Genomic DNA, 24,592 nt, shown 5'->3' on the forward strand with positions numbered 1-24,592 from the left:
TAATTGTTATTTTATAAAAGGAATCTGGGATAACTAGTGTTTTCGCATTCAGAAAAAGGCAAAGCTGTTTTCTTCAAAAATGGAATTCAAAAGTTCATAACCGGCGTACAAAATGGATTCTGCTTTCATAATAAAAATTTTAAATTGGATGATCTTAAACAGATTTACGGAGAAATCTTTCTTATCTGCCCGCCTATAGCGGAAGGATTTAGCACCTTATTCGGCAACAGGTTGCTAAGACTTCAATGGGCCTATTCCCTCAGTCTTTCTGGATAAGTATCATTATATAAATTTTCTTCGATACAAATATATATTAATTCTACCGAATTAGTCAAGTTTAAAATGTGTTTTTTTAAAATATTTTATTCCGTTGTATTTAAATCGCTATAAAACAATACAAATCAATGCATTAAAACAGAAAAGTATTTTAGCTTCTTTTTCATTTTATAAAAGAAATTCACACTTTTTAGAATTTAAAGAAGAAGTATCATTTTTGTTCTTAAAGAAAAACGTGCAGGTATTTATTTTTTTCCAGATTTGGAAGAGTCACTTTTAGTCCGTTTTCTAGATTTGAGGCAAATAATTGCAGTACTTGTTTTAGGTCGTTAAAATTATTGGGTTTCACAAAATAACATAATGCACCAAGATTGGCGGCTTTGTCCATATCATTTTTGTGTGAAGAAGTAGAGATCATAATTACAGGAATCTCTTTGTAGCGCGCATCCAATTTTAGCTCTTTCAGACATTCCCACCCATTCATTATGGGCATATTTAAATCTAAAAAAATAACCTCTGGAATTTTATCTTGCTTTTTCAGTGTTTTCAGCGCTTCACTTCCATTTTCTGCACAATGGCAAATAATATTTTGGTCTATATCAGCCAATGCTTCACAAAACATTTCTGCATCGTCTCTATCATCGTCAGCTAATAAAATTATCTTTTTCATTCTAATTAAATGTCTTCTATATTTTGTTCAAATGGCAATGTTATAATAAAAACAGCGCCTTTATTTGAAATTCCGGTTGCTCTAATAGTTCCTCCGTGGCGTTCGGCTATTTTTTTACAGAGTGACAAGCCTAAACCTGTTCCTTCATAACGATCTTTAGAATTTAAACGGGTAAACGTTTCGAAAATGCGTCCTGTTTGGTCAAGATCAAAACCAATTCCGTTATCTTCTACCGTAATTCTGGCAATTCTGTTTCCATTTTCTATTTCTTCTGTTGCTGTAATGCTAATTTGTGGCGGAGTATCTTCTTTAGCAAATTTAATAGAATTATTAATCAGGTTATAAAACAGCTGATACAGCAATACAGAAGCTCCTTCTATAATTGGGAGTTCTTCAAAGTGAATTGTGCCTTTTGCTTCTTGGAGCGCAATTTCAAGGTCGTTTTGTATATTTTTAATAACCTCATTTAAATCGACGATTGTTGTTTTTTGCGAATCGGCATTCATTTTAGAATAAGCCAAAACGCCATCAATCATATTAAACATTCGATCTGCCGCAACATGAATTCGCTCAATATATTTTGATGAAGATTCGTCAAGCTGATTCGCCATATGATCTTCTAGTCGGCTTAAAAATGTTTTTATTTTTCGAACAGGTTCTTTTAGATCGTGCGAAGCAACATGTGCAAATTGCTGCAAGTCGTCATTAGATCTCTGCAATTCTTTGGTACGTTCTGCTACTAAAATTTCGAGTTTTTCGGTTATCGATTTTTGTTCATGAATATCGGTGCACGTGCCAAACCAATTGATAATTACACCTTCTTTATCTCTAATAGGAACTGCTTTGCTTAAAAACCAGCGGTATTCTCCAGTGTTGGCATTTCTTAAACGAAATTCAAGCTGATAGGAAAGTCCTGCATGTACACTTTCGTACCAAGTTTTTGACACTAGATAAACATCATCGGCATGCAATTTTGAAATCCAGCTTAAATCTCCAAATTCGCGTTCTTCAAGACCTGTATATTCATACCAACGACTGTTGTAATAATCAACAAAACCGTCTGAATTGGCTGTCCAAATAATTTGAGGAACCAAATCTGCTAGCTGTCTAAATCTTTCTTCACTTTCTGCTATAACGTTTTGAAGTTCTTTCTGCGAAGTAATATCACTCGATGCTCCAAACCATTCAATTATCTTTTCTTGATCGTCTAATATCGGCACCACTCTGGAGAAAACCCATTTGAGGGTATCATCCTTAAAAATCCGATGCTCCATTTCAAAAATAGATTTTTCTACTATAGATTTAGAAATAAGATGAACTGCCATCTGCAAATCGCTGGCATGAATAAATTTATCCAACCAATTGATGCCTCGTTCTCCTGAATTAGACAAGCGTCCGTCTCCTTCTAGATTTTGCATAATCATCCAGTCGGCATCGAGTCGGTAAACCAAATCAGATGACGCGTTGACTAAAGCTCGAAAACGGCTTTCGCTTTCTTCCATTTTCTGGCGTGCCAGAACCTGCTGTGTAACCTCAACTGCTACTTGTATCATTCCGGTTATCTGTCCGTCTTCAATCAACGGGCGATAAGCCAAATTGTAATAATAGTTTTTTAATTTTCCTGTACGATTATGCGGAACCAAAACCTCGCTTTGGTCAAAAGGAATTCCTTCGTTATACACCTTTAGAACCTGCTCCCAAACATATTGTCCTTCAAGTTCTGGCAATACATCAATCATTCTCATGCCAATAACTTCTTCTCCGCGACCTATCATTTGCAGCATGTGTTTGTTGATCTGTTCAATGACAAGATCATCACCTTTAAGGACTAATGTTGGCGCTGGGGTTTGATGAATCATTTTACGGAAACGATTCTCGCTTTGCTGTAATCTTTCTTCTGCCTGCTTGCTTTCGGTTATATCTCTTGTAGTTCCGGCGACAAGCTCCACTTCTCCTCTTTCATTAAAAACTGGAACTAAAATATAATCGTAGATTCGTCGTCCAAGTTCAGCATGCGGAAAAGAAACTGTTCCCCTAATCGTTTTTTTTTCGGAAACAACCGTATCTATTTCACGTTCGTGCATTTCGGCGTGCCATTCTTCATAACCATTTTCTCTTAATCCTCGTCCGATAGCCTCTTCTCCCGATTTGCCCCACATGGTCAATAAAGCTTTATTGGCATAAGTAAATCTATAATCGAGATCAAATACATAAACCAGGTCGGGAGTTCCGTTTATTATAGAATTGTATAATCTTTTTTGTTTTTCTGCAGCTATCAATGCATTGTTTAGTGCGGTTTCGGCCTGCTTCTTTTCGGTGATATCTTCCATTGTTATCACCAATACTTCATCTTGTTTTACAGCTGTAAATCTAAAACAGTATTTTCTCTTTTCATTTTCATACCACTCTTCAAAGTTGACTGCAATTCCAGTTTCTGCAGCTTCAATAAACTGTTCTAGAATATTTGTTTCTTTAATTTTAGAAAAAACCTTGCTAAGCGGTTTGCCTTTGTAATCTCTGTTATTGATCCAGTTTATAATGTAGTCATTAAATAACAATACTGAAAAATCTTCTACCTTATTTTTAGTATTGTATAAAGATTTTAAAACTGCAATACCATTTGGCGCAGCGTTAAAAACGGTTTGAAAAAGGCCCAAATTATTTATTAGCTCCATTCTAGTTGTGAGTGAAAATAATTTCTAATTGATATAATGCGGTAGAAGGCATCGAAATTTGCTCAATTCTTTCTCAAATATAGAGAAAAACGAAGTTACTTTTAACATTTTTTTAAGTGAATTTAAATTAATCAAATGCTCTTTAAGTTCTCTATTTCGTTTCTGAGCATCAAAAAAGCCGAATCTTTGCGATTCAGCTTTTTTGCCAATTTAATTAGAAATAATTATTTTGCAATAGTATCTGTTTTAACTGTTGCTGTTGTATCAATATTTACAGTATCTACTTCTGGCCCAACTGTATCTATAGTATTTCGAATACTATCATTTTCGTATGAATCTCTTGTAGTGTTTTCGTTCTTTTTACAAGAAAATGCTAATCCTGCCAGAAGAATTAAGAAAGCTGCTTTAGTTTTTATTTGCGTTTTCATAATTATATATTTTTAAATGAATATTTCTTTTTTAATACTTATAAAATTACTCCTTTTAGAAATGTAGCTATTACACAATTTTTAAAACTTATTACATAATGAGTTAACGTTTTTTACCTTTTACACTATCTTTTTTAAGTTTCACACTGTCTTTTTGCACACCAGATTCGCTTGTATAGGTTGCGCCATCAACGGCGCTTGCGCTAGGTCCACTTCCTTGTCCTGCAGTACTTTTCGAGGCATTACGGTCAGATTGCTGTACTCCTGGATTTTGTGTATTTGAGCTAGGATCAACTGGCGTATTGGTGCTGTCTTTTGCTTTACTGGTAGAATCAAGCGGTGTTTGATTTGTTTCTATCTCGTCGCTATAACCATCATTGTTGTTTTTACACGAGGTTATTATTCCCATAAAAAGTATGAGAATGGCAATTTTTAGTGTTTTCATAATAATTCGTTTTTACAATTTCAAACAAGGAACTACTATTCAGCAAATTACGTTTACAGTATTTCTTCTGATTCTTACATAAAATCGTACTGGAAATCCTATAAAATTTCTAAATCAAAGCTGTAAGCCATCTCTGCTTTTTAGGTAGTAGCTTTGAAATGAATGTTTTATACATCATATAAAGAATAAAAAAATGGAAAACTCAACTCAAAATATAAACGAAGGAAGCCTAACTTCTGGCGATAATGTTTCTTTCTGGATTGATTCTACAGATATAATTGCCTTCGAAAAGCCAAATCAAGATATTCATACGGAAGTTCTGATTATCGGAGGCGGTATTGCCGGACTTACTACTGCTTACAAACTTTTGAAAGCAGGAAAAAAAGTAGTTCTGGTTGAAGATGGTTTTATAGGTAGCGGAGAAACAGGCAGAACTACAGCACACTTAACATGTGCATTAGACGATCGATACTATTATCTTCAGAATACTTTTGGAAAAGACAACGCAAGACTTGCTGCCGAAAGTCATTCTGCCGCAATTGATGAAATCGAAAGAATTGTCAATGAATTACAGATCGATTGCGATTTTGAAAGAGTAAACGGGTATTTGTTTCTTCACCCAAATGATAAAGAAAAAAATCTCGATAAAGAATTTGAAGCGACTCAAAATGCAGGATTAGACACTGCTCTTTTAAATCATACTCCTTCTTTGGCAGAAGCGCAAGACCAAAGATGTCTTGCTTTTAAAAATCAGGCACAGTTTCATGTTTTGCATTATTTAAAAGCTCTTGCTAAAGCCGTTACAGATTTGGGCGGAACGATTTATACCGAAGCTCATGCAGAAAATATTACCGAAAAAGGAGCCACTGTAAATGGTTTTAATTTTGGAGCCGAATATATTGTAGTCGCAACCAATACGCCAATTAACGATGTATTGACTATGCATACCAAACAGCACGCTTATAGAACGTATGTTATTGCAGGAAAAATTCCGAAAGACAGTCTGCCACATGCTTTGTGGTGGGATACGGGTGATCCAGAATCGAAATGGGTTTCGCAACCGTATCATTATGTGCGAGTGCAAAATTTTGATGACGAATACGATCTGCTAATTGTTGGCGGTGAAGATCATAAAACAGGTCAAGCAGATGAGGAAGGCGTTTCTGCATTTTCTCGTTACGAAAAATTAGAAATCTGGGCCAAAAAATATTTTCCTTTATTAGACGAAATCAGTTATAAGTGGTCGGGACAAGTGATGGAACCTTTTGATTCTTTAGGCTTTTTAGGAAGAAATCCAGGAGATCATAATGTGTTTATTATAACGGGAGATTCTGGAAACGGAATGACGCATACTACTATTGGAGCCATGATTATTTCTGATATGATTCAAGGAATTGAGAATAAATGGCAAGATTTATATAGTCCGTCGCGAATTACTTTTAAAGCAATTGGCGATTATATGAAAGAAGCCGGAAATATGGCCTCGCAATACCTGGATTGGATTACAGGATCTGATCTTACTAATACTGCCGATCTCGAAATTGGAGAAGGCGGAATTCTCTCTTTCGGATTGCGGAAAATTGCAGTTTATAGAGATTACGATAAAACATTGCATGCCTTTTCTGCTGTTTGTCCGCATTTGGGTTGTATCGTGCAATGGAATCCAGACGAAAAATCGTTTGACTGTCCTTGCCACGGTTCAAGATTTGCAGCCGACGGCACTGTCATGAATGGTCCTGCCGAAACCAATTTAAACCCCATCGAAATCAAATAATTTGCAGTAAAAATTACATTTTGTTACAATCTCAAATAAATACAGTATGGAAATCTTATCAAACTATTTCAGCGATAATATCTGCCACAAAAAAATTGTTATTACAGGCGGTACAACAGGAATCGGAAAAGCTATTGCAGATCTGCTGGTTTCTCTAGGCGGTCGAGTGCTTATTTTTGGAAGAGACGAAACCGACTTTTATCATGCTATGGATGATATTAAAGCAAAATCATCTAAAGGAGAAATCTTTGGCGAAACGGCAGACATCACCAAAAAAGAAGACATTACCCGAATTTGGGAAAGAGTAGACAATGTTCTTGGTGGCGTAGATATTTTAATTAATAATGCTGCTTTGCCTGCACGTGGTATTATTGAAGGCGAATACGAAGATTGGAAGTACATTTTAGAAACTAATATTCTGGGATATATTGCTTTTACGAAAGAAGCCGTCAACAGAATGAAAGAACAGCAATCTGGGCATATCGTAAATATTGGTTCAATGAGTGCAGAAGTAAAAGAAAAAACAGGCGTTATTTATGTAGCAACAAAAAGTGCCATAAGAGGTTTTAGCACTGCGCTTCGTAAAGAAATTAATCCGTTAGGGATTAAAGTTTCACACGTAGAGCCTGGCGCGGTCACCAGCGATATGCAGCCAGCACCAAAAGAAGTTCAAAAACAAAAAATAAAAGAAATGGAAATGCTCGAAGCAAAAGATATTGCCATGAGTGTTTTATTCTGTTTATGTCAACCCAAACGCTGCGATATTGTAAGCATGCAGGTAAGACCTCATCTTCAGATCATTTAAAAAACACCCTCTCACTACTTTTTCATTTTTTTAATTGGAAAACATCTGTACAGTTATCTGTACAGATGTTTGTTTCATAATTCAAGAAGCAAAAGTTTTAGATTCAGCATAAAAAAAGAGCGGGTAATTCCGCTCTTTGTTTTAATCTGTTTTAGTAGCATCATTTTCTGCAATATCTCTTCTAAAATTATTTTTATGTCTCAATTCTTCATAATCGGCATCATCTCCCCAATCTCCAGTATTTTGTGTTGGCGTAAGATTGTCCTTTTCGTCTAAATGCTGATCCTTATTTTCATCATTCGGAAAGTACATATGATACCCCAAAATAGGATCCCAATTTGCTTCTTGCGTACGATCTATACCTTTTTGGAATAAATCGTTTTGTTGATTTCTTGTATCCATTTGTTTACTTTTTGTATACGATCAGAAACAGAAGAAACTGAAAGTATGATTATTACCTTGTTTTCATAGATCCGTAAAATTCAACAAATTAAGCCAAGTAGTTGTTACATCATTTTCGAGAATGTTTATATGATTCTTTTGCAGCGTTTTTAATTTTGTTTTTCCATTTTAATCTGTATTGATCTGCAGAATGTTTGGAAGACCAGTATTCAATAATGGTTTGCACTGCATTTTTAAATTTTTCGTCACTATAAGGTGTTATAAAATAACTTTTAGAAGGCGCTGCATAAGTATCTATCAAAAACGAACTAGTAAATAGAATGGAGTAAAAAATACAGGGGCATTTCATTTTCAGCAGAATTCCTTTTTTATAATTAGACTGCCTGTCATCTTCATTAAACTGCAACACATTTGAAAAGAGCAAAAAAGGCATGTTTTTTTGAGAAGCTAAATGGGCTAAAGCTTCTGCAAAAGTATTGAAGAAAAGAAGATCACCCTGTAATTCCAAATCTGAAATAATGTCCTGAAATAGCTGGCGATTTTCTTTGTTTTCTTCTATTAAAATAATGTTTCCTTTTATATTCATAGTACAATCTTTTGGGGTTAGACATTCTGAATATTTACTATTTTTCAAAGTTCTTGTTTTAAAAATCTTCTGTTTATATAATTTTCTTCCGCATTTATATAATTCCCATATTCAAATTTGTAAATGCATGATTTTCAAACCAATTAACTTGATATAAGAAATGCGAATTATATAACTATCCCAAACAATTATATAAGTGCCAGCAAATCGATCGATTTACTTTTCGAAAAGAATTAATCATAAAAACCCCATCCACATGAACAGTTTTTCTACAAAAATTTTAGGAGTCATTATTTTAATAAGCTTAAATTATAGCTGTGATGCACTTTGTAATGACGAAGATACCAATCGCAATCAGAAAGAAGCAGCAGTGCATCAGAAAACAGACAGCTTAAATGTTTCTACAATGGATTAAAAAAATAAAAACGCCTCGTAAAAGGCGTTTTCTATTTTAATCTAGTCCGATTTGTTTTTTTGGCGGATATTTTTTCAATACTTCCAAGTATCTTAAATATTCTGCCTGAAGCGGAATTCCCATAGGGATATGTCTAATTCCTATTGTTTCATCTTCTTGAGGATTTGTATAAAGATTAAACATATTTGAACCTGCAGATTGCTGTACCGTACCGCTAAAACCTCCAATATGTCCTGCTTGAACTACTGAGTTTAAGATTTGAGGAAGTGCTACAAATTTAAATTCGTCAACGCGAACAGCAGCAACTTTTTCATTCCAGCAGTAGAAAACGCTTCTACGATTAGAAACTCCATTTGGATCAAGCAAGAAAGAAGCCTGGTCAATACCATCTATATAAGTGCTTGCTGGAACTAATTTAGCTAAATCGGCACCTGGTTTTCCTGCAAGTGATAAACTTGTATTGAAAAGATCTGAAAAATCAAAAAGTCCATCAGATTTGCGAGGTTCAATTACCCCTTTCCAATAAACAAAAGCAGGACTTCTAACTCCGCCTTCCCAAGTCGATCCTTTAGCACCTCGGAAAGGCGTACGCCCATGCGGCGCAACTTCTGCTTCTGGTCCGTTGTCTGAAAGGAAGAAAACAATTGTATTTTCTGCTTCTCCAGTTTCTTCTATAGTTTTCATTAGATTATTAAAAATATCATTCATTTCAACTATACAATCGCTATACGAGGTTCTGGCTGCAGATCTTCCTTTATAATAATCATTTGGATAATTGTCAAAGTGGCATCCTCTTGTACCGTAGTAAAGAAAAAACGGCTTTTTGCTGCCTTTTTGCTTTTTAAGAAACTCAACTCCATACTGCATCCATTTCTGGTCTAGATCTTGAATATTATCAGTGGTAATCTCATAGAGGTTTTCTACTTTTCCGCCTTTCACCGCATGAACATCCGATTTATTAAAAGGCAGTTTATTGATATAATCGTAACGTTCTGGACTCAAGACAACTTCAGGATTAAAAGCTTCATCTCTCCATTCGGTATACATGTCTGATACAGAAAGAAATCCTCTAAAATCATCAAATCCTACATTCTGAGGCTGTGATCCGTCATTTTCTCCAATATGCCATTTTCCGATAGCTTGAGTAGTGTAACCTTGGCCAGACAATAATTTGGCTATGCTGGTTAATCCTTCTAAACCTCCTGGCTGTCCATACATTGGAGGAGATTGAATCCCGTGATGAATTTGATTTTGCCCTGTCATAATAGTCGCTCTTGTTGGAGAACAGCTTGGCTGAGAATAAGCCGAACTTAATATTAAACCATTATTAGCGTAACGATCAATTGCTGGAGTTGCATTTCCAACAGCAGTTCCGCCTCCATTAAAACCAAAATCAAGGTAGCCAACATCATCTAAAAGAAAAATTACAATGTTAGGTTTCTTACCATATTTTTTCTCCAGATCAGCAAGTTTTTTCTTCACATTGCTATTCTGTTGCTCGTTTACCATTACCGGTTCCATATTAGGTGCAAGAACAGTACTCTTTTTTACCAAATACTGATTTGGCTGATCGTATCCTTTTTTTCCGGTGACTTTTACAGGTTCTTGCGCTTGCAGGAAACCAGTAAAACAAATTCCGCAAATAAATGTAATCCAATTTGTAGTTTTCATAAGCATACTAATTATAATTTCCTACAAATCTATAGGTTACATAACGCCAAGCCGAATAAAATGCCTTGTTTTATGTTTCATATTGCAAAATGAAACCTTTTTAATTTGCAACATCCATAAGAAATCTTGATTATAAAATCCCCAAAATGGTAAGGGTTACGCAGAGGTCACCAAGATTTTTTTTAGACTATATTGATAAAGCGCAAAGTCCGCAAAGCCATACACAATAAGCTTAGCGACCTTTTTAGTCATAAATCAACAAAAAAATATTCTTAGCGAACTCCGCGTAAACCTTTGCGACCTTTGCGGTTAAAAAAAATAAACTTAAAAAAAAAACCTGCAAGCAAAAAGCTCACAGGTTTTTAAACAATCTAAAAATATCTAAAAAAAAATCTCTTTAAAAAGTAACTAACTTCACTCCCAATGTAAACCATCTTGAAGGCAACGGAACTGCTCCTACTTCATAATAAGTGGCATTGAATATATTTTGTCCGTCCAAGAAAATGGTAAACTTATTAATCGTCTGACTTACTCTAAAATCATTCACCCAATAAGATGGTCCTGTAATTCTCTCATTAAAACGAGTGGCAAACATTACAGATAAATTTTTAAACTGATAATCTATGGTATTAGTAATTTGATGTTTTAGCGAAGAAATGGCATATTTTGAATACGTTTCTGTACGGTCAGTTTTGAATTCAGAATCTAAATACGTGTATCCTAAAAGAATGTTCAATCTAGAATCTTTAGAGAAATCAAATCGGTAAGTTCCACGTAAATTAATTCCGTTGGTGTTCAAATCTCCCTTATTTTGGCTTTGCCAAGGCTGCGTTGTAAGATTACGCATCCAGTCGATATAATTGTCAATTTTTCTGTAGAAATAATTCGCATTAAAGCTCAAAGCTCTTTTGTTGTATTTAAATCCAATTTCGCTCTGAAAAGCATTTTCTGACTCTAAATCCGGATTTCCGATATTTCCTGTCTGTTTCAAATACAAATCTGTAAACGATGGAATTCTTTGGCTTGTTCCCACATTTCCGATAATTTTAAAAGCATCGGTAATTGCATAACTGGCATCGATTCCTGGATAAATCTGCCATTTATAATCGGAGTTGTAGTTTAAATACGTCCCGATGTTTACATCTAATTTTTCTGTAAAACTTCTTCTGTATTCGGCGTAAAGACCAACATTTTCGCGGTCATGATCGCCAATGTTTGAAGAGTGAATATTTTCGTTTCTAAATTCGGCTCCAAAACCAATTTCTCCTTTAGATAATTTAACCGTAGAGTTCAATTCTCCTGCAATAGAATTGGTGTAATGCTGACTTCTTCCAACTGCGAGATTTGAATTTCCTAAATATCGGTAATCGTCATAATTGTATCGGTACGTCACTCTTGGCATAATTTTCCAACTATCTGTAATTTGGTGGTTAGATTGAATATTGGCAAAAGTTGTCTGAACAATTTCTGTAGAATTTTTATCTCCAGGAGCCGCGTAAAAACCGTTGGCTCCAAAACCGTTTTTGATGTAACCTGCAGAACCTTGAATTTCATTTTTATCATTGATCTGCACATTTCCTTGATAGAAAATTTTATTGTTTTCGAATGCTGTGTTGTAGCGGTAACCGTTGCTTTTATCGTGCGAAGCAAAGATTAAATGCTGCTGTTTTTCTTTTCCTAAAACCGCTCCTGCTTGAACTCCAGCTCCGTAAAAAGTATCTCCGGTGTCTTGTGTATCTTTTTCGAAATTAGAACCTGCGTAAGTGCTTACCAAGAATCCAGAATCAGTTGGCTTTTTTGTAATAATGTTAATAGCTCCTGTTAAACTGTTGATTCCGTAAATTCTTGCTGCTGGACCACGAACTACTTCAATTCTTTCAATTGCCTCAACCGGAAGAGGAAGATTCAGCATATTATGGGCAGTTTGCGAATCGATTACTTTTGCTCCGTTTAATAAAACTACAGTCTGCTCAAAACTTCCCCCATCAACGCTGATGTCAGCTTGAGTTCCAAAAGGCCCTCTTTGTCTAATATCTACTCCGTTGGCATATTGCAAAACTTCTTGTAAAGTTCTTCCTGGAAGTTTTTTTATGGTTTCGCTTGAGATAACATAAACATTTCTGTTTTGTTTAGAAATTGGCGTATTAAAACGTCCTTCGTTGATAATGACTTCATCCATTTGGTTAATGGAATCTTTTTTGGTCTGTGCGTAAAAATTGGTACAAATCACTGTAAAAACAGCAAAATAGATTTTTTTCATTTTGGTTTACTATTTTTTTTGGCAAAAGTAATGGCTTACCGTACCAACAAAGTATACCGGTTCAATAATTATAAGTGGTCCGGTTTGTTTTCTATTGTATTTGGTGTAAAATTAAATAAAACGAATAAAAACCTGAAAGATATTACTTATAAATCAAATATTTAGCTCGCATTTTTTTAAATTCAGCCAAACCTGTTTTCCAGCTGTTTCTAATTTCTTCTTCAGAAATTCCTGCTTCAATTTGCTGTTGCAGTTTTTCATTTCCAGCGCGAATGGCAAATTTTCTTTTGTCGAAGAACTTAGATTTATCCGATGTTGTCTGATAGGCTTTTATCAGCCATTTAATCTCTAATCTGTTTACTCTTGGAATAGATGACAAATCTTCTCCATTGCATTCTACGCCATTGTATAAAGGATCTTTGTCTCCAAAATTAGGTTTTGGAGTAAATGCAAAATTACTTTTTGGAAGATATGGCGAGCCATAAATTTGAAACTGCTTTTCCGTTCCGCGTCCCATACTCACGTTAGTCCCTTCAAAAAGACATAAACTCACATATAAATTGATTGCTTGGTCGTTTGGCAAATTGGGTGAAGGACGAACAGGCAAACTATACGAACTTTTTCTGGTATAATTTAAACACGGAATTACCGTCAGTTTACACTGAATTCCATCTTTTAGCCATTTTTGTCCGTTGATCATTTTAGCTTCTTCGCCCAAAGTCATTCCATGAAGCAAAGGCGTTGGATGCATACCGATGCCGCTTTTAAAAGCAATGTCCAAAACTGGACCGTCTACAATCGCAATATTCGGATTCGGACGATCCAGCACAATAAGTGGAACATTGTTCTCAGCGCACGCTTCCATAATGCGGTGCATGGTAGAAACGTACGTATATAATCGTGTTCCAACATCCTGCAAATCAAAAATCATAATGTCGATTCCTTTCAATTGCTCGGGAGTTGGTTTGTTGTTTTTTCCGTAAAGCGAAATAATAGGCAAGCCTGTTTTTGAATCTATTTCGTCAGATACATTTTCTCCTGCATCGGCCGTTCCTCTAAAACCGTGTTCTGGTGCAAAAATGCTTTTGATTTTTACTTTTTGTTCTACTAAAAAATCGACTAAATGTTTTTCTTTAGTAATAATTCCGGTTTGATTGGTTACGATTCCAATGGTTTTCCCTTTCAATAAAGGCAGATATTTCGTCGAATTTTCAGCTCCTGTTTTGATTTGCTGCGCAAAAGAAACCGCTGAAATCAGTATGCAGATTATTATATTTTTCATGGTATTCTTTTTTCTGCCACGAATTCACGAATTATTTTTTATAATCTGTGTGAAAAATTACGTGCTGAATTACACTAATTTATTTAAAATAATTCGTGAATTCGTGGCATATTATAGACAATGTATTGAAATTAAAAATTCGTGAATTCGTGGCTAATAAACCTTGTTAATCTGTCTCCAGATCTTTGCACTAAAATCATCTTTGTACATTAATCTGTTGGTTCTTGTTGGATTAACTCGATTGGTTAGAATAATTAAAAATCGGTTTGTGTTTTTATTCATAAAGAAAAACGTTCCTGTAAACCCCGTGTGTCCGAAATCGTCTTTGGTGAAAAACTCGTCTGGTTTTCTTTTGTCAAAACCTAAACCACGATAAATGCCGTTTTTCGCAAGTGGCGAGTCCGTAAACTCTTTTACAACATTGGCTTTTAAAATTTGTTTCTCTTTATAATTTCCGTTATTCATCAACATTTTACAGATTACAGCAATCGATTCTGCGTTGGCGAACAAACCTGCGTTTCCTGAAACACCTCCAAAAATCGCCGCCGCTTCATCGTGCACATAACCTTTAATCGTATCTTTTCTAAAAAAATTATCCACTTCTGTTGGCATTACATTATCAATCGAAGTCCATTTTAGCGGATTATAGCCAATTTTTGAAATGCCTAATTCGGTATAAATTTCATTTGTAAACTGATTTAATTTTTTCCCTGTTTTGGTTTCGATCATTTGTTTCACCAAAAGCAAGTTTAAATCACTGTACAAGTATTTGCCTCTCGGATTTGTATTTGCTTTCGCAATCCTATCATAAACTGACGGATAAAACTCTGGATTCAGCCACATGTTTTTATAAATCTGAACCCAATTTTCTTTTGGCTGAAAAACAATATATTTTGAATCGTAAACAATGTTTTTGTTCACATACATGTTATCAAATGGCTCAACATATTGCTCCGATTTTTGATTGCTCAACAAAGGCGAATTATCTGGTGTAGAAAGCAATGCCTGATAAAAAGTGATACTTGGCGTTAATCCAGAAGTATGTGTTAGCAATTCAAAAAGCGTCAAATCGGAAATTGCTGTGCTTTTATACATTGGAACAATTTCGCCTACTTGATCTGTCAATTTTAGTTTTCCATCTCCCACCAAACGCATGGTCACCAATGTTGCTCCCAAAACTTTTGACATCGAAGCCAAATCAAAAACATCTTCTGATTTTACAGCCTGTTTTTTATAGTAATCATGAAAACCGTAGTTTTTAGAAATCAGAATTTCATCTTTCGTTCCAACAATAATTTGCGCGCCAGGAAAAAATCCTTTTTCGAGTGCGTTGGTCATCATCGAATCAATGTACACTTCATTTCGTTTAACATCAAAAGACTTCTTAGAATTTTTCTGGGCATAACCATTTATCCCCAAAAAAATCAAGCCAACCACTAAAAACTTAGCCAAGATATTTTTCATATTGCTACGGATTAATTTTTAAGTCTTGTCCTGCCATTAAAGGCTCATTGTTTGTTCCTGTAATTTGAATTCGAACCGCTTTTACAGGCTGTTTCGGATAAATGGATGCATTTCCGTAATCAAAATCATCGCCTTTTATAAAATCAGTTCCATTGTATGAATACTCTACAAAACCGTTATTGATGATAAATCTTGGATGATGCGGAATTCCAGTCAAAATATCTATTTTAGAAGAAGTTACAGGATTCGTAAAGGTATACAAAATCCAATCGCCGTCTTTGCATGCCACATCGGTGCGTAAATACGTTTCTTCATTATAATCTTGCAGATTCGCAATTGGAAACTTCGGATTTTCTGCCATCGACGAAGTCACTTTCACTTCTGGTTCCTGATAAGGCGAACAATTGAATTTTACATTTGCAGCAGACTTTTTCTCTTCTTTATTTTCAACTGTAAAATCTAATCTATACGTATTTTTTTCGTTGTAATTGTCAATCACAAATCTCAACCTCGGTTTTGATTTCAACCCTTTTTCGTCTGAATACGTCTGCACTAATTTATCATTTTCAAAAAGGGAAACGTTTTTAATTATTCCATTTGCGCTATCATCCGTTGGATTAAAGCTCAAATACCAGATTCCCTTTTTATCCACATGTTCAGTGATATTTTCTGAAATGGTTAGAACTTCCGCTTTTGAAGTATTCCAATTGGCAACTGGCAATTTTTCTGCTTTCACCGCAGGGCTTGCCGAAGTTTCGTTAAAGAAAACCCTAAAACTATACTGCTCGTAATCTTTCGTCTGAATAGGTCCTGTGTACAATGGCGACTGCCTTGTCGGCTCATTTCCATCTTTGTCATAACGAACAATAGCATTATCGTAAGGTGGAGTTACGGTAATCGTTCCTTTTTTATAAATTGCTGTTGGAGGAAAATCTCTAAAGGCAACTCCCATATCGGCCAAACGCTGCAAATGGCTGCTGGTTAATCTTCCGTAAAAATCATCCCAATTTTTATCTTCTTTTTTAGACCAGCCAATTTCAGACAAAGCACAAATTCTTGGATAACTTTGGTATTCCATAATTCTTGCTGGACGATCTAAATATTCGCTCCACAAAGCGCCTTGAACTCCTATTATATTCTTTTGCTCTTCTGGCGTTAACTCAGCATCTGGAATTGGCTCAAACGAATAGGCTCTTTTTGTATCGGTAATTGCCGCCCAACGGTGACCTCGTTCTGTTTCAGATTGCGCCATATCGTAATATGTAAACTGACCTGGCATCATGATGGTTTTATACCCCTTTTTAGCCGATTCAATTCCGTAACTAATTCCCTGCCAAGCAGAAATCAGCGTATTTGGGTTGACTTCTCCGCCTTTCAGAATTTCATTCCAGCCGTCTGTTTTTTTATGGTATTTGTCTACAATTTTTTGAACTCTTTTAAAGAAATAATTCTGAAGCTGAAAACTATCCGTAAAACCTTCTTTCGCCATTAAAGCTTGACATTTTGGGCAATGTTCCCAATTGGCGCGATTCACTTCATCTCCTGCCACATGAATATATTCGAAAGGAAATAATCCCGAAACTTCTTTAATAATATTATCTAGAAGCTCATAATTTTCTTCACGCCCCACGCACCAAACATTTTTTACTTCGCCTTGAACGCTTTTGAGTTCCTGCGTTATCGCGCAACCCACTTCTGGATATGAGGCGGTTACAGCACGCGAATGTCCCGGAATTTCAATTTCTGGCATAACCGAGATTCCGCGATCAGCTGCATAAGCCACTACTTCTTTAATATCTTCTTGTGTATAAAAACCTCCGTAGCGTTTGTCTCCAGAACCATAAGATGCCAGTAAAACTTCTCCCGGACCTCTCCAAGCGCCTTTTAAAGTTAAATCTGGCAATGACTTGATTTCGATTCTCCAACCGTTATCATCGGTTAAATGCCAATGAAAAACATTCATTTTATGAGCAGCCAGCCAATCGATATAATTTTTTACGGTTTGCTTGTCGAAGAATTGTCTCGAACAATCCAGCATCATTCCGCGCCAATCAAAGCGAGGATAATCTTCAATTTTCACAAACGGAACAGTTCCTTTTTTAACTTCTTTGGCAGAACAAATTTGCAGGAAAGTCTGAAGTCCGTTTAAAACTCCGTTTGTTGTTTTTCCTTTTACGAAAACGCCACTTTCGTTTATTTCTAATTGATACGCTTCATTAGGAAGATCTAATTTTTTATCCACTAAAAATGAAATCGTATTTTTTCCGTGCTTTTTCCCAAGCGAAACAATCGGATTAATTCCTGTATTTTTTGAAATACTTGCCGTGATATAATTGGCACTATTTTTTAGCTTTTTGTCTACAACAATTTTTAACGGTGAAGGCAAAAGCAACTGTCCGGCGCTTTGTTGCACTGAAACTGGTTTTGGAATAATGTCTAATTTTTGGGCTTGTACAAAACTAAGCGAACTTAGGAATAGGGCTAATAGAAGAATACTTTTTCTCATTTCTTTATATTTTATTTTACTGAAAATTCTATCGGACTGCTTTCAGTCTGGGTCTGACTCAAAGCGGTGAGTGCATAAACGTAGTTTTCTAAATTGGCATTTGGAACTTCTAGTTTTAATGCTGTCGTTACATAATAGATGTTTTCAGGATTTGAGAAATCGGTTATTCTCCCTTTTGGAAATCTGTAAATGACATATTTTTTGTTGTTAAATGCAGCTTTCCAAGTCAGAACTGCATTGTTACCTTTTTTAGCAATTATTGCATTTGTTGGCGATTCTGGTTTTAATCTTGTAATTCTGTTTGCTTCGGGAGTCAGAGCAATGTATTTGTATTCTTTTTGAAGAAGTGGTTTTCTTAAAGTATCTCCTTTTTTTAGAAAAGTAGAAGCGGTAAAATGCATCGAGCCGTCAATTTGAGGCAGTTTACGAATCATTTCAATTTGTTTTACAATTTGATCAGGACTTCTCCATTCTGGCTCTTTAGCCGAAGTTGAAATTTTATAATCTCCATGACCTATATAAACATTTGCTCCATATTTGTGTTCTGCCCACCATTTTGCCAGAACTTCAAAATTAGCTCTGTCAAAACCAATATGCCAATACAATTGTGGTGTTACATAATCAATCCAGTTTTCTTTTTGCCATTTTAAGATATTGGCATACAAATCATCGTAGTTTGTAGCTCCTGCAACCGTATTAGAGCCTTGAGAATCTTTGGCAATATTTCTCCAAACCCCAAAAGGTGAAATTCCGAATTCAACTTCTGGCTTAATGGCAATAATAGTATCTCTGATTTGTTTGATGATTAAATCGACATTGTCTCTTCGCCAATCGTCTTTGTCTTTAAACTGACGCGGTTCTTTAGCGAAAGCTTTCTCATCTGGAAATTCTTGTCCCGCAATTTTATACGGATAAAAATAATCGTCCATATGAACGGCCTGAATATCGTATTTACGAACAATTTCACCTACAACAGAAGCAACGAAATTTCTTGTTTCTTGCAAACCTGGGTTAAAATATCTAGTTTTTCCATAAGTCAGAAAAAGGTCAGGTCTTTTAAAATATAAGTGATTTTTTGAAAGGACATCTCTAACTGTATCTTTTTGAACGCGATACGGATTCAGCCAAACGTGAACATTCATTCCGCGTTTTCCAGCTTCATCAATCATCATCTGCAACGGATCAAAACCTGGTGCAACGCCTTGTGTTCCGGTTATCCAATGCGAAGCAGGTTCTTTTGTCGATTTGTAATACGCATCGGCAGTTGGTCGAATCTGGAAAATGACGGTATTCATATTATACGAACGAAGATTATCCAAAATGGCAATCATTTCGTTTTTCATTTCCTTATCTGACAATCCTGGTTTAGACGGCCAGTCGATATTTTCTACTGTAGAAATCCACGCTGCTCTCATTTCTCTTTTTGGAGATTGCTGACTGAATATTTTGGTCTGTATCAGCAATACCAAAATCATAATTTTTACGCTTTTCATAATTATTATTTTGGGTTAGTTTGTATAGTTTTTGTCCAAAAATTTAACCGCAAAGAGCGCAAAGGTTTACGCAATGTTCGCTAAGTTTTATTTTTAATCTCGCAAAGTCGCGAAGGCGCAAAGTTTTCTTTTTTAAGTCTATTCTTTGCGACTTTGCGAGCAATTTTATTTATAAAGAAAAGATCATTCTAATTCTTTTAATCTATGGCTATTTTTTCCTCTCGCAGATCTAGCAGATTCAGCAAATTTAATTTGTGCGAATTCGCGTAATTTGCGGTAAAAAATCTTTCTAATCCTTTTAATCTGTGGCTAGTAATTTCTCTCGCAGATTTAGCCGATTTAATTCGTGAATTCGTGGCGAAAAAAAAATCTTTCTAATCCTTTATCCCGATAGCTATCGGGGCAAAATACCTAACAGGTTTTAAAAACCTGTTAGGATTTAGATAACCAACCAAAATTTGTGTATTCCGAATTATCGGTAGTTCGCAATACACATAACGTTATTTTGTTTTTACACTTTCGTTGAAGAAATCATGAAAAAACAAAAGCTGATATTTTAATGCGTTTTCCCAGTATTTGAGATTGTGTTCTCCTGGGCGCTCTATGTAATCATGATTTATTTTTTGGGCTAACATTTTTGTATGAAGTTCTCTGTTTACAGTCATGAAAAAATCATCTACTCCACAATCAATAATCAGTTTTAATTTATTGTCTTTTACCAAATCGAGCATATTGGTAACCGTGTTTTGATCCCAATTTTCTGGATGTTCTGTAATTGTTCCTAAACGTTTTTTGATATCCCAATTTTCAGGAAACGGACGAAAATCTACTCCACCGCTCATGCTTCCTGCTGCTCCAAATACATCTTGGTGTTTGAAAGACAAATACAAAGCCCCGTGTCCGCCCATACTCAAACCAGAAATAGCCCTTCCTGCGCGATCTGTAATGGTTCTGAATTGTTTATCAATAAAAGGAACCAATTCTTTTACCACATAAGTTTCGTATTTAAAACTCGGATCTATCGGACTATCAAAATACCAGCTTGAATAATTGCCATCTACACCAACCACGATAAATCCATATTGATCGACTTGTCTTCCAAGTTCCTTAAAATCTTTTGCCCAAGAACCATAATTGCCGCTATATCCGTGAAGCAAGTAAACCACAGGAAATGCCTTCTTGCTCTTTTTATAATTGTCTGGAACCATAACACAAGTCTTAATATTCTTCTGCATCGAAGCGCTAAAAACCTGTAAAGTATCAATCTTTGCTGCTCTGGCTGTAAAAATTAAAAAGGCGAACAAAAAGGTGTAAATTGTTTTTTTCATAACTGCTGTTTTTTTAAAAAATAATATTTCTGATAAACACAGGTAAAATACAAAAATTTATTTCAAACAATCCTTTAAAATAGTCACGGGATGCATGGCTTTCCTACTCGTTCCGTCAAAAATCTGATGGCGGCAGCTGGTTCCTGCAGCGGCAATTTCTGTTGTCGCTTCTGTTGCTCTAATTTTTGGAAACAAAGTATCTTCTCCCATTTTCATACTGATTTCGTAATGCTCTTTTTCGTAACCAAACGAACCCGCCATTCCGCAACAGCCCGAATTGTAAATCGTAACCGTATTATTTTTTGGAACATTCAGCATGGCAAAAGAAGCCTCAACACTACTCAATGATTTTTGATGGCAATGCCCGTGTATCTTTATGCTTTTTTCTTTTTCAGAAAATTGTCCTGCGTGAATTTTTCCGTTTGTAATTTCTCTTTTGAAAAATTCTTCAACAGTAAAAGTATTTTTGGCTACTTTTTCAGCACTTTCTTTATCTCCAGCCAAACGAAGATATTCATCTCTGAAAGTCAAAATAGCTGAAGGTTCAAGTCCGATTAAAGGCGTGTTTTCAGAAATTATATTTTTAAACGTATTGATGTTTTTATTCGCTATTTCTTGTGCTTCTTCCAAAAAACCTTTCGAAATAAAAGCTCTTCCGCTTTCTTCATGATTAATTACGAGTACTCGGTAACCCAATTTTGTCAGTAATTCGTAAGCATCGATTCCGACTGAAACATCATAATAATTGGTAAATTCATCGCAAAAAAGATAAACGCTTCCGTTTTCAAAAGAGTTCGCTTCGTGTAGCTTTTTGTTGGCTTGATACCATTTTCTAAACGTTTTTGGAGCCAATAATGGCACTTGTCTTTCAGGCGCAATTCCCATTCTTTTTTTAACGAATGAAAGATTCGAAGCCCAATTGGTAACAGACGGCGCAATGCTTCCCAATTCGTTCAGTTTTGAATTGAAGGCAAAAACTTTATTTCGGAAAGAAAAGCCGTTTGCCTTTTGATATTGGTATAAAAATTCGGCTTTTAAAGTTGCCACGTCTACATTGCTTGGACATTCGCTTGCACAGGCTTTACAGCTCACGCACAATTCGAAAACTTTATATAATTCTTCGTGATCGAATTTATTTTCTTTTTCAGAATTTGTCAGATATTCGCGTAAAGCGTTGGCACGAGCGCGTGTCGTGTCTTTCTCGTTTCTGGTCGCTCGATAACTCGGACATAAAGTTCCGCCTGCTGAAGGCATTTTTCGGCAATCGCCTGAACCATTGCATTTTTCGGCAGCACGCAAAATTCCTAAACTGTCTGAGAAATCCTGAATCGTTTTAATATCTGGTTCTACTCTTCCTGCTTCAAAACGAAGATTTTCATCCATTTTGGAAGCATTTACAATTTTCCCAACATTTAGAATCGTATCAGGATCAAATGCTTTTTTGATTCGTTTTAGGAGTTCGTAGTTTTTATCACCAATCATAAAAGGCAAAAACTCTCCGCGGAGGATTCCGTCGCCATGTTCGCCACTTAGCGAACCTCTATATTTCTTTACTAAATGAGCAACTTCGGTAGATATATTTCTAAATTGGTGTAACCCTTCTTTTGTTTTTAAATTGATTTTAGGACGCAAATGCAACTCTCCCGCTCCAGCATGTGCGTAATAAATCGCACTTTGTCCGTGGCTTTCCATCATGGCCGCAAATTCGGCGATATAATTGGGCAGATCGCTTAATTCAACTGCAGTATCTTCAATAGAATCGGCTGCTTTGTCGTCACCGACAATACTTCCTAAAAGTCCTAAACCTGCTTTTCGAACTTCATTTACTTTTTCAATATCTGCTCCATAAATTTTTGGCAATGCATATCCAAAACCATTTATTTGAAGATCTTTAATCAAAGCCTCTGCCTGCAATTCGGCATCTTCCATACTAATGTGCGAACCTACTTCGAGCATAATCACTGCTTTTGGTTCGCCCACAATAAAAAATCTATTTTTGGCTTGTTCCCTATTCGTTTTGGTACAATCTAAAATCGTATCATCCATCATTTCGCACGTATACAAATGATGTTTCATTGCCACCACAACCGCTTCTAAACTTTCTTGAATGGTGTGAAAATGTGCCACAACCATAATGTTATTCGTTGGCGGAAGATCGTCTACTTTTAAAGTAACTTCTGTTGTAAAGGCCAAAGTTCCTTCACTTCCGCAAAGCAATTTCCCTAAATTGATCGTGTTTTCTGTTCCCGAAAAAAGTTCCGATTTTAATAAAGCATCAATCGCATAACCTGTATTTCGTCTGTGAATTTCTGGTTTTGGAAATTCCCTTAAGATTTCTTCCTGATTATCTTTGTTTGAAAGTTCTTCGTAGATTGTTTTATAGATTTTATTTTCTAAAGAATCTCCTTTGGTTTTGGCAATAAATTCCTCTGAAGTTAAATCTTTAAATATTGCTGTGCTTCCGTCGCTTAAAACGGCTTTTATTTCTACAATTTTATCTCTAGTAACGCCGTAACGAATGGAAGTTGTTCCAGACGAATTGTTTCCTACCATTCCGCCAATCATACATCTATTGGTGGTTGATGTTGTGGGAGAAAAAAACAATCCGTGCGGTTTTAAATATAGATTCAGTTCATCGCGAATGACTCCGGGCTGAACGGTTATGGTTTTATTTTTAGGATCAAAAGCAACAATTTTATTGAAATGTTTTGAAACATCAACAATTATTCCGCTTCCAACGGTTTGCCCAGCAAGAGAAGTCCCTGCCGTTCTTGGCGTTATTGAAATTTTATTTTTTGAAGCAAAACGAATAATGTTTACAATATCATTTTCTGATTTAGGAATTGCCACAGCGAGTGGCATAATTCTGTAAGCAGAGGCATCTGTGGCGTATATTTTTTTATGAAGTTCATCATAAAAAAGGTTTCCTTCTAAGGAAGCTTCTAATTCTTGTAGTTGAAGAGAATCGGACATTTAGTTGGTTCTATTGCTTTTGGTTTTTTAATAAATGTTTCATTTTTACTTTCAGCCCAAAAAAGCTGTTTGGCAAAAACAATACAAATTCTAAATCGTATTAGAAATCTATATTTAGAAAAAAGCACCAATTTAAACATCTGGTCTTCTGTAAATTATCTTAAAAAATAATACAAAATGAAGCTTTGGCTTTTATAAATATATCTAACTAATTAGAGATTAGTTTTAACAAATATAGATACAAAAACGATATAAATACATTATTTTGCGTTTTTTAACATAATTAAATTACAAAAACGCAACAAAACGCAAAAATAAGTTGGTATAAGTTTATAATTATAAGATAAGAACTCCAGATTTTCTATATTCCTCTAGCTTTTCATCTTCAGGATCCAGTTCGGTTACAATGGTATCCAATTGTGTAAGATCACAAACGCCATGTGGCATTTTGGTATTTAATTTATTAGAAGCAAACATCGAAACTACTCTGTCAGAAGCTTCTATCATTGCTTTTTTGACAATAGAAATTTCATACCCGACTTCCGTAAGCCCTTGTTTTATATTAATGCTGCTGGCACCAATAAAGCAGATATCGGCTTTAATTTTAGATACCACTTGAATTACGTCCATACCAATTGTTACCATTGCGTTTTTCTGCATTTTTCCGCCAATAAAAATCAAATCGATATTGGGATGCTGAGACAATTGCATGGCGATCGGCAAACTGTACGTATATATAGTAGCTTTCAAATTAGCAGGAATTAACTTGGCAAAAACCAAATTGGTACTTCCTCCACTCATTATAATAACTTGATCGTCATGAAGTAAGGACAATGCTTTTGTGGCAATTTTCTTTTTTTGATCTTCTGCAGCTATAGGAATGTCAAAAACATTTGCAGGTTTCTCTTTAACTTGAACAGCACCGCCGTATACTTTCTCTAATAGCTTTTTACTATCCAATTCGTTCAAATCTCTCCTTATAGTATCTTCCGACAAATCGAGAGCCAAAGCTAAATCTGTTGTAACAACTTTTTGGTCTTCAATAAGCTTAGTCATTATGTATTTATGTCTTTCGGCTTTCAGCATGTTTTTATAAAAGTTAAAGTTCATCACAAATATATCAAATATTTCAATTTATA

At 35.4% G+C, this 24,592-nt stretch carries 18 protein-coding genes and 1 riboswitch; of the genes, 3 read left to right on the top strand and 15 right to left on the bottom strand.

Annotated features, from left to right (window positions below; translation table 11 throughout):
• Positions 1-178: 178 nt before the first annotated feature.
• A riboswitch (SAM riboswitch) is annotated at positions 179-279 on the bottom strand.
• Positions 280-499: 220 nt separating this feature from the next.
• From J7574_RS07275 to J7574_RS07290, 4 genes are all read right to left on the bottom strand, one after another.
• Positions 500-946: a response regulator gene (locus tag J7574_RS07275; protein ID WP_290966374.1), complete on the bottom strand. Its 447-nt coding sequence runs from the start codon at positions 944-946 to the stop codon at positions 500-502.
• Between the two features lie 5 nt (positions 947-951).
• Positions 952-3,621: a PAS domain S-box protein gene (locus J7574_RS07280; RefSeq protein ID WP_290966377.1), complete on the bottom strand. Its 2,670-nt coding sequence runs from the start codon at positions 3,619-3,621 to the stop codon at positions 952-954.
• A gap of 224 nt (positions 3,622-3,845) precedes the next feature.
• The gene (locus J7574_RS07285; RefSeq protein WP_290966380.1) at positions 3,846-4,049 is read right to left on the bottom strand and encodes a hypothetical protein; all 204 of its coding nucleotides are present in this window, start codon (positions 4,047-4,049) and stop codon (positions 3,846-3,848) included.
• 103 nt (positions 4,050-4,152) lie between these two features.
• Positions 4,153-4,494, bottom strand: coding sequence for a hypothetical protein (locus tag J7574_RS07290; RefSeq protein ID WP_290966383.1), 342 nt, complete (start codon positions 4,492-4,494; stop codon positions 4,153-4,155).
• 193 nt (positions 4,495-4,687) lie between these two features.
• On the opposite strand from J7574_RS07290, the gene J7574_RS07295 reads away from it, so the two are divergent.
• Together J7574_RS07295 and J7574_RS07300 are read left to right on the top strand one after the other, a co-directional pair.
• Positions 4,688-6,268, top strand: coding sequence for an FAD-dependent oxidoreductase (locus J7574_RS07295; protein WP_290966386.1), 1,581 nt, complete (start codon positions 4,688-4,690; stop codon positions 6,266-6,268).
• Between the two features lie 46 nt (positions 6,269-6,314).
• A complete protein-coding gene (locus J7574_RS07300; RefSeq protein WP_290966389.1) occupies positions 6,315-7,073 on the top strand; it encodes an SDR family oxidoreductase in 759 nt (252 codons plus the stop codon).
• 141 nt (positions 7,074-7,214) lie between these two features.
• On the opposite strand, the gene J7574_RS07305 is transcribed toward J7574_RS07300, so the two are convergent.
• Together J7574_RS07305 and J7574_RS07310 are read right to left on the bottom strand one after the other, a co-directional pair.
• Positions 7,215-7,475, bottom strand: a complete 261-nt coding sequence (locus J7574_RS07305; protein ID WP_290966392.1) for a hypothetical protein — start codon at positions 7,473-7,475, stop codon at positions 7,215-7,217.
• 109 nt (positions 7,476-7,584) lie between these two features.
• The gene (locus tag J7574_RS07310; protein ID WP_290966395.1) at positions 7,585-8,061 is read right to left on the bottom strand and encodes a hypothetical protein; all 477 of its coding nucleotides are present in this window, start codon (positions 8,059-8,061) and stop codon (positions 7,585-7,587) included.
• Between the two features lie 256 nt (positions 8,062-8,317).
• Between J7574_RS07310 and J7574_RS07315 the strand changes: the two genes are divergently transcribed.
• Complete coding sequence (locus tag J7574_RS07315; protein ID WP_290966398.1) at positions 8,318-8,476, top strand: hypothetical protein; 159 nt, start codon at positions 8,318-8,320, stop codon at positions 8,474-8,476.
• A gap of 36 nt (positions 8,477-8,512) precedes the next feature.
• On the opposite strand, the gene J7574_RS07320 is transcribed toward J7574_RS07315, so the two are convergent.
• From J7574_RS07320 to J7574_RS07360, 9 genes are all read right to left on the bottom strand, one after another.
• Entirely contained in the window at positions 8,513-10,147 is a 1,635-nt protein-coding gene (locus J7574_RS07320; RefSeq protein ID WP_290966401.1) for a sulfatase-like hydrolase/transferase, read from the bottom strand.
• A gap of 397 nt (positions 10,148-10,544) precedes the next feature.
• A complete protein-coding gene (locus J7574_RS07325) occupies positions 10,545-12,407 on the bottom strand; it encodes a TonB-dependent receptor (RefSeq protein WP_290966403.1) in 1,863 nt (620 codons plus the stop codon).
• Between the two features lie 142 nt (positions 12,408-12,549).
• Positions 12,550-13,689, bottom strand: coding sequence for a DUF1343 domain-containing protein (locus J7574_RS07330; protein ID WP_290966406.1), 1,140 nt, complete (start codon positions 13,687-13,689; stop codon positions 12,550-12,552).
• A gap of 153 nt (positions 13,690-13,842) precedes the next feature.
• The gene (locus J7574_RS07335; protein WP_290966409.1) at positions 13,843-15,153 is read right to left on the bottom strand and encodes a serine hydrolase; all 1,311 of its coding nucleotides are present in this window, start codon (positions 15,151-15,153) and stop codon (positions 13,843-13,845) included.
• A 4-nt stretch (positions 15,154-15,157) separates the two neighbouring features.
• Positions 15,158-17,659 (bottom strand): family 20 glycosylhydrolase, encoded by a 2,502-nt coding sequence (locus J7574_RS07340; RefSeq protein WP_290966411.1) that lies wholly within the window; start codon positions 17,657-17,659, stop codon positions 15,158-15,160.
• A gap of 11 nt (positions 17,660-17,670) precedes the next feature.
• A complete protein-coding gene (locus J7574_RS07345; protein ID WP_290966413.1) occupies positions 17,671-19,152 on the bottom strand; it encodes a family 10 glycosylhydrolase in 1,482 nt (493 codons plus the stop codon).
• Between the two features lie 500 nt (positions 19,153-19,652).
• Entirely contained in the window at positions 19,653-20,480 is an 828-nt protein-coding gene (locus J7574_RS07350; protein WP_290966416.1) for an alpha/beta hydrolase family protein, read from the bottom strand.
• Positions 20,481-20,537: 57 nt separating this feature from the next.
• Entirely contained in the window at positions 20,538-23,453 is a 2,916-nt protein-coding gene (locus tag J7574_RS07355) for an FAD-binding and (Fe-S)-binding domain-containing protein (RefSeq protein ID WP_290966419.1), read from the bottom strand.
• 336 nt (positions 23,454-23,789) lie between these two features.
• Positions 23,790-24,563: a DeoR/GlpR family DNA-binding transcription regulator gene (locus tag J7574_RS07360; RefSeq protein WP_367272550.1), complete on the bottom strand. Its 774-nt coding sequence runs from the start codon at positions 24,561-24,563 to the stop codon at positions 23,790-23,792.
• Positions 24,564-24,592: the final 29 nt, after the last annotated feature.

Source organism: Flavobacterium sp. (assembly GCF_017744675.1).
Taxonomy (GTDB): domain Bacteria; phylum Bacteroidota; class Bacteroidia; order Flavobacteriales; family Flavobacteriaceae; genus Flavobacterium.

What these genes read in the sequence shown, in the direction of transcription:
- J7574_RS07275 (WP_290966374.1), bottom strand. Translation starts at nt 946, where the DNA reads ATGAAAAAGATAATTTTATTAGCTGACGATGATAGAGACGATGCAGAA.
- J7574_RS07280 (WP_290966377.1), bottom strand. Translation starts at nt 3,621, where the DNA reads ATGGAGCTAATAAATAATTTGGGCCTTTTTCAAACCGTTTTTAACGCT.
- J7574_RS07285 (WP_290966380.1), bottom strand. Translation starts at nt 4,049, where the DNA reads ATGAAAACGCAAATAAAAACTAAAGCAGCTTTCTTAATTCTTCTGGCA.
- J7574_RS07290 (WP_290966383.1), bottom strand. Translation starts at nt 4,494, where the DNA reads ATGAAAACACTAAAAATTGCCATTCTCATACTTTTTATGGGAATAATA.
- J7574_RS07295 (WP_290966386.1), top strand. Translation starts at nt 4,688, where the DNA reads ATGGAAAACTCAACTCAAAATATAAACGAAGGAAGCCTAACTTCTGGC.
- J7574_RS07300 (WP_290966389.1), top strand. Translation starts at nt 6,315, where the DNA reads ATGGAAATCTTATCAAACTATTTCAGCGATAATATCTGCCACAAAAAA.
- J7574_RS07305 (WP_290966392.1), bottom strand. Translation starts at nt 7,475, where the DNA reads ATGGATACAAGAAATCAACAAAACGATTTATTCCAAAAAGGTATAGAT.
- J7574_RS07310 (WP_290966395.1), bottom strand. Translation starts at nt 8,061, where the DNA reads ATGAATATAAAAGGAAACATTATTTTAATAGAAGAAAACAAAGAAAAT.
- J7574_RS07315 (WP_290966398.1), top strand. Translation starts at nt 8,318, where the DNA reads ATGAACAGTTTTTCTACAAAAATTTTAGGAGTCATTATTTTAATAAGC.
- J7574_RS07320 (WP_290966401.1), bottom strand. Translation starts at nt 10,147, where the DNA reads ATGAAAACTACAAATTGGATTACATTTATTTGCGGAATTTGTTTTACT.
- J7574_RS07325 (WP_290966403.1), bottom strand. Translation starts at nt 12,407, where the DNA reads ATGAAAAAAATCTATTTTGCTGTTTTTACAGTGATTTGTACCAATTTT.
- J7574_RS07330 (WP_290966406.1), bottom strand. Translation starts at nt 13,689, where the DNA reads ATGAAAAATATAATAATCTGCATACTGATTTCAGCGGTTTCTTTTGCG.
- J7574_RS07335 (WP_290966409.1), bottom strand. Translation starts at nt 15,153, where the DNA reads ATGAAAAATATCTTGGCTAAGTTTTTAGTGGTTGGCTTGATTTTTTTG.
- J7574_RS07340 (WP_290966411.1), bottom strand. Translation starts at nt 17,659, where the DNA reads ATGAGAAAAAGTATTCTTCTATTAGCCCTATTCCTAAGTTCGCTTAGT.
- J7574_RS07345 (WP_290966413.1), bottom strand. Translation starts at nt 19,152, where the DNA reads ATGAAAAGCGTAAAAATTATGATTTTGGTATTGCTGATACAGACCAAA.
- J7574_RS07350 (WP_290966416.1), bottom strand. Translation starts at nt 20,480, where the DNA reads ATGAAAAAAACAATTTACACCTTTTTGTTCGCCTTTTTAATTTTTACA.
- J7574_RS07355 (WP_290966419.1), bottom strand. Translation starts at nt 23,453, where the DNA reads ATGTCCGATTCTCTTCAACTACAAGAATTAGAAGCTTCCTTAGAAGGA.
- J7574_RS07360 (WP_367272550.1), bottom strand. Translation starts at nt 24,563, where the DNA reads ATGAACTTTAACTTTTATAAAAACATGCTGAAAGCCGAAAGACATAAA.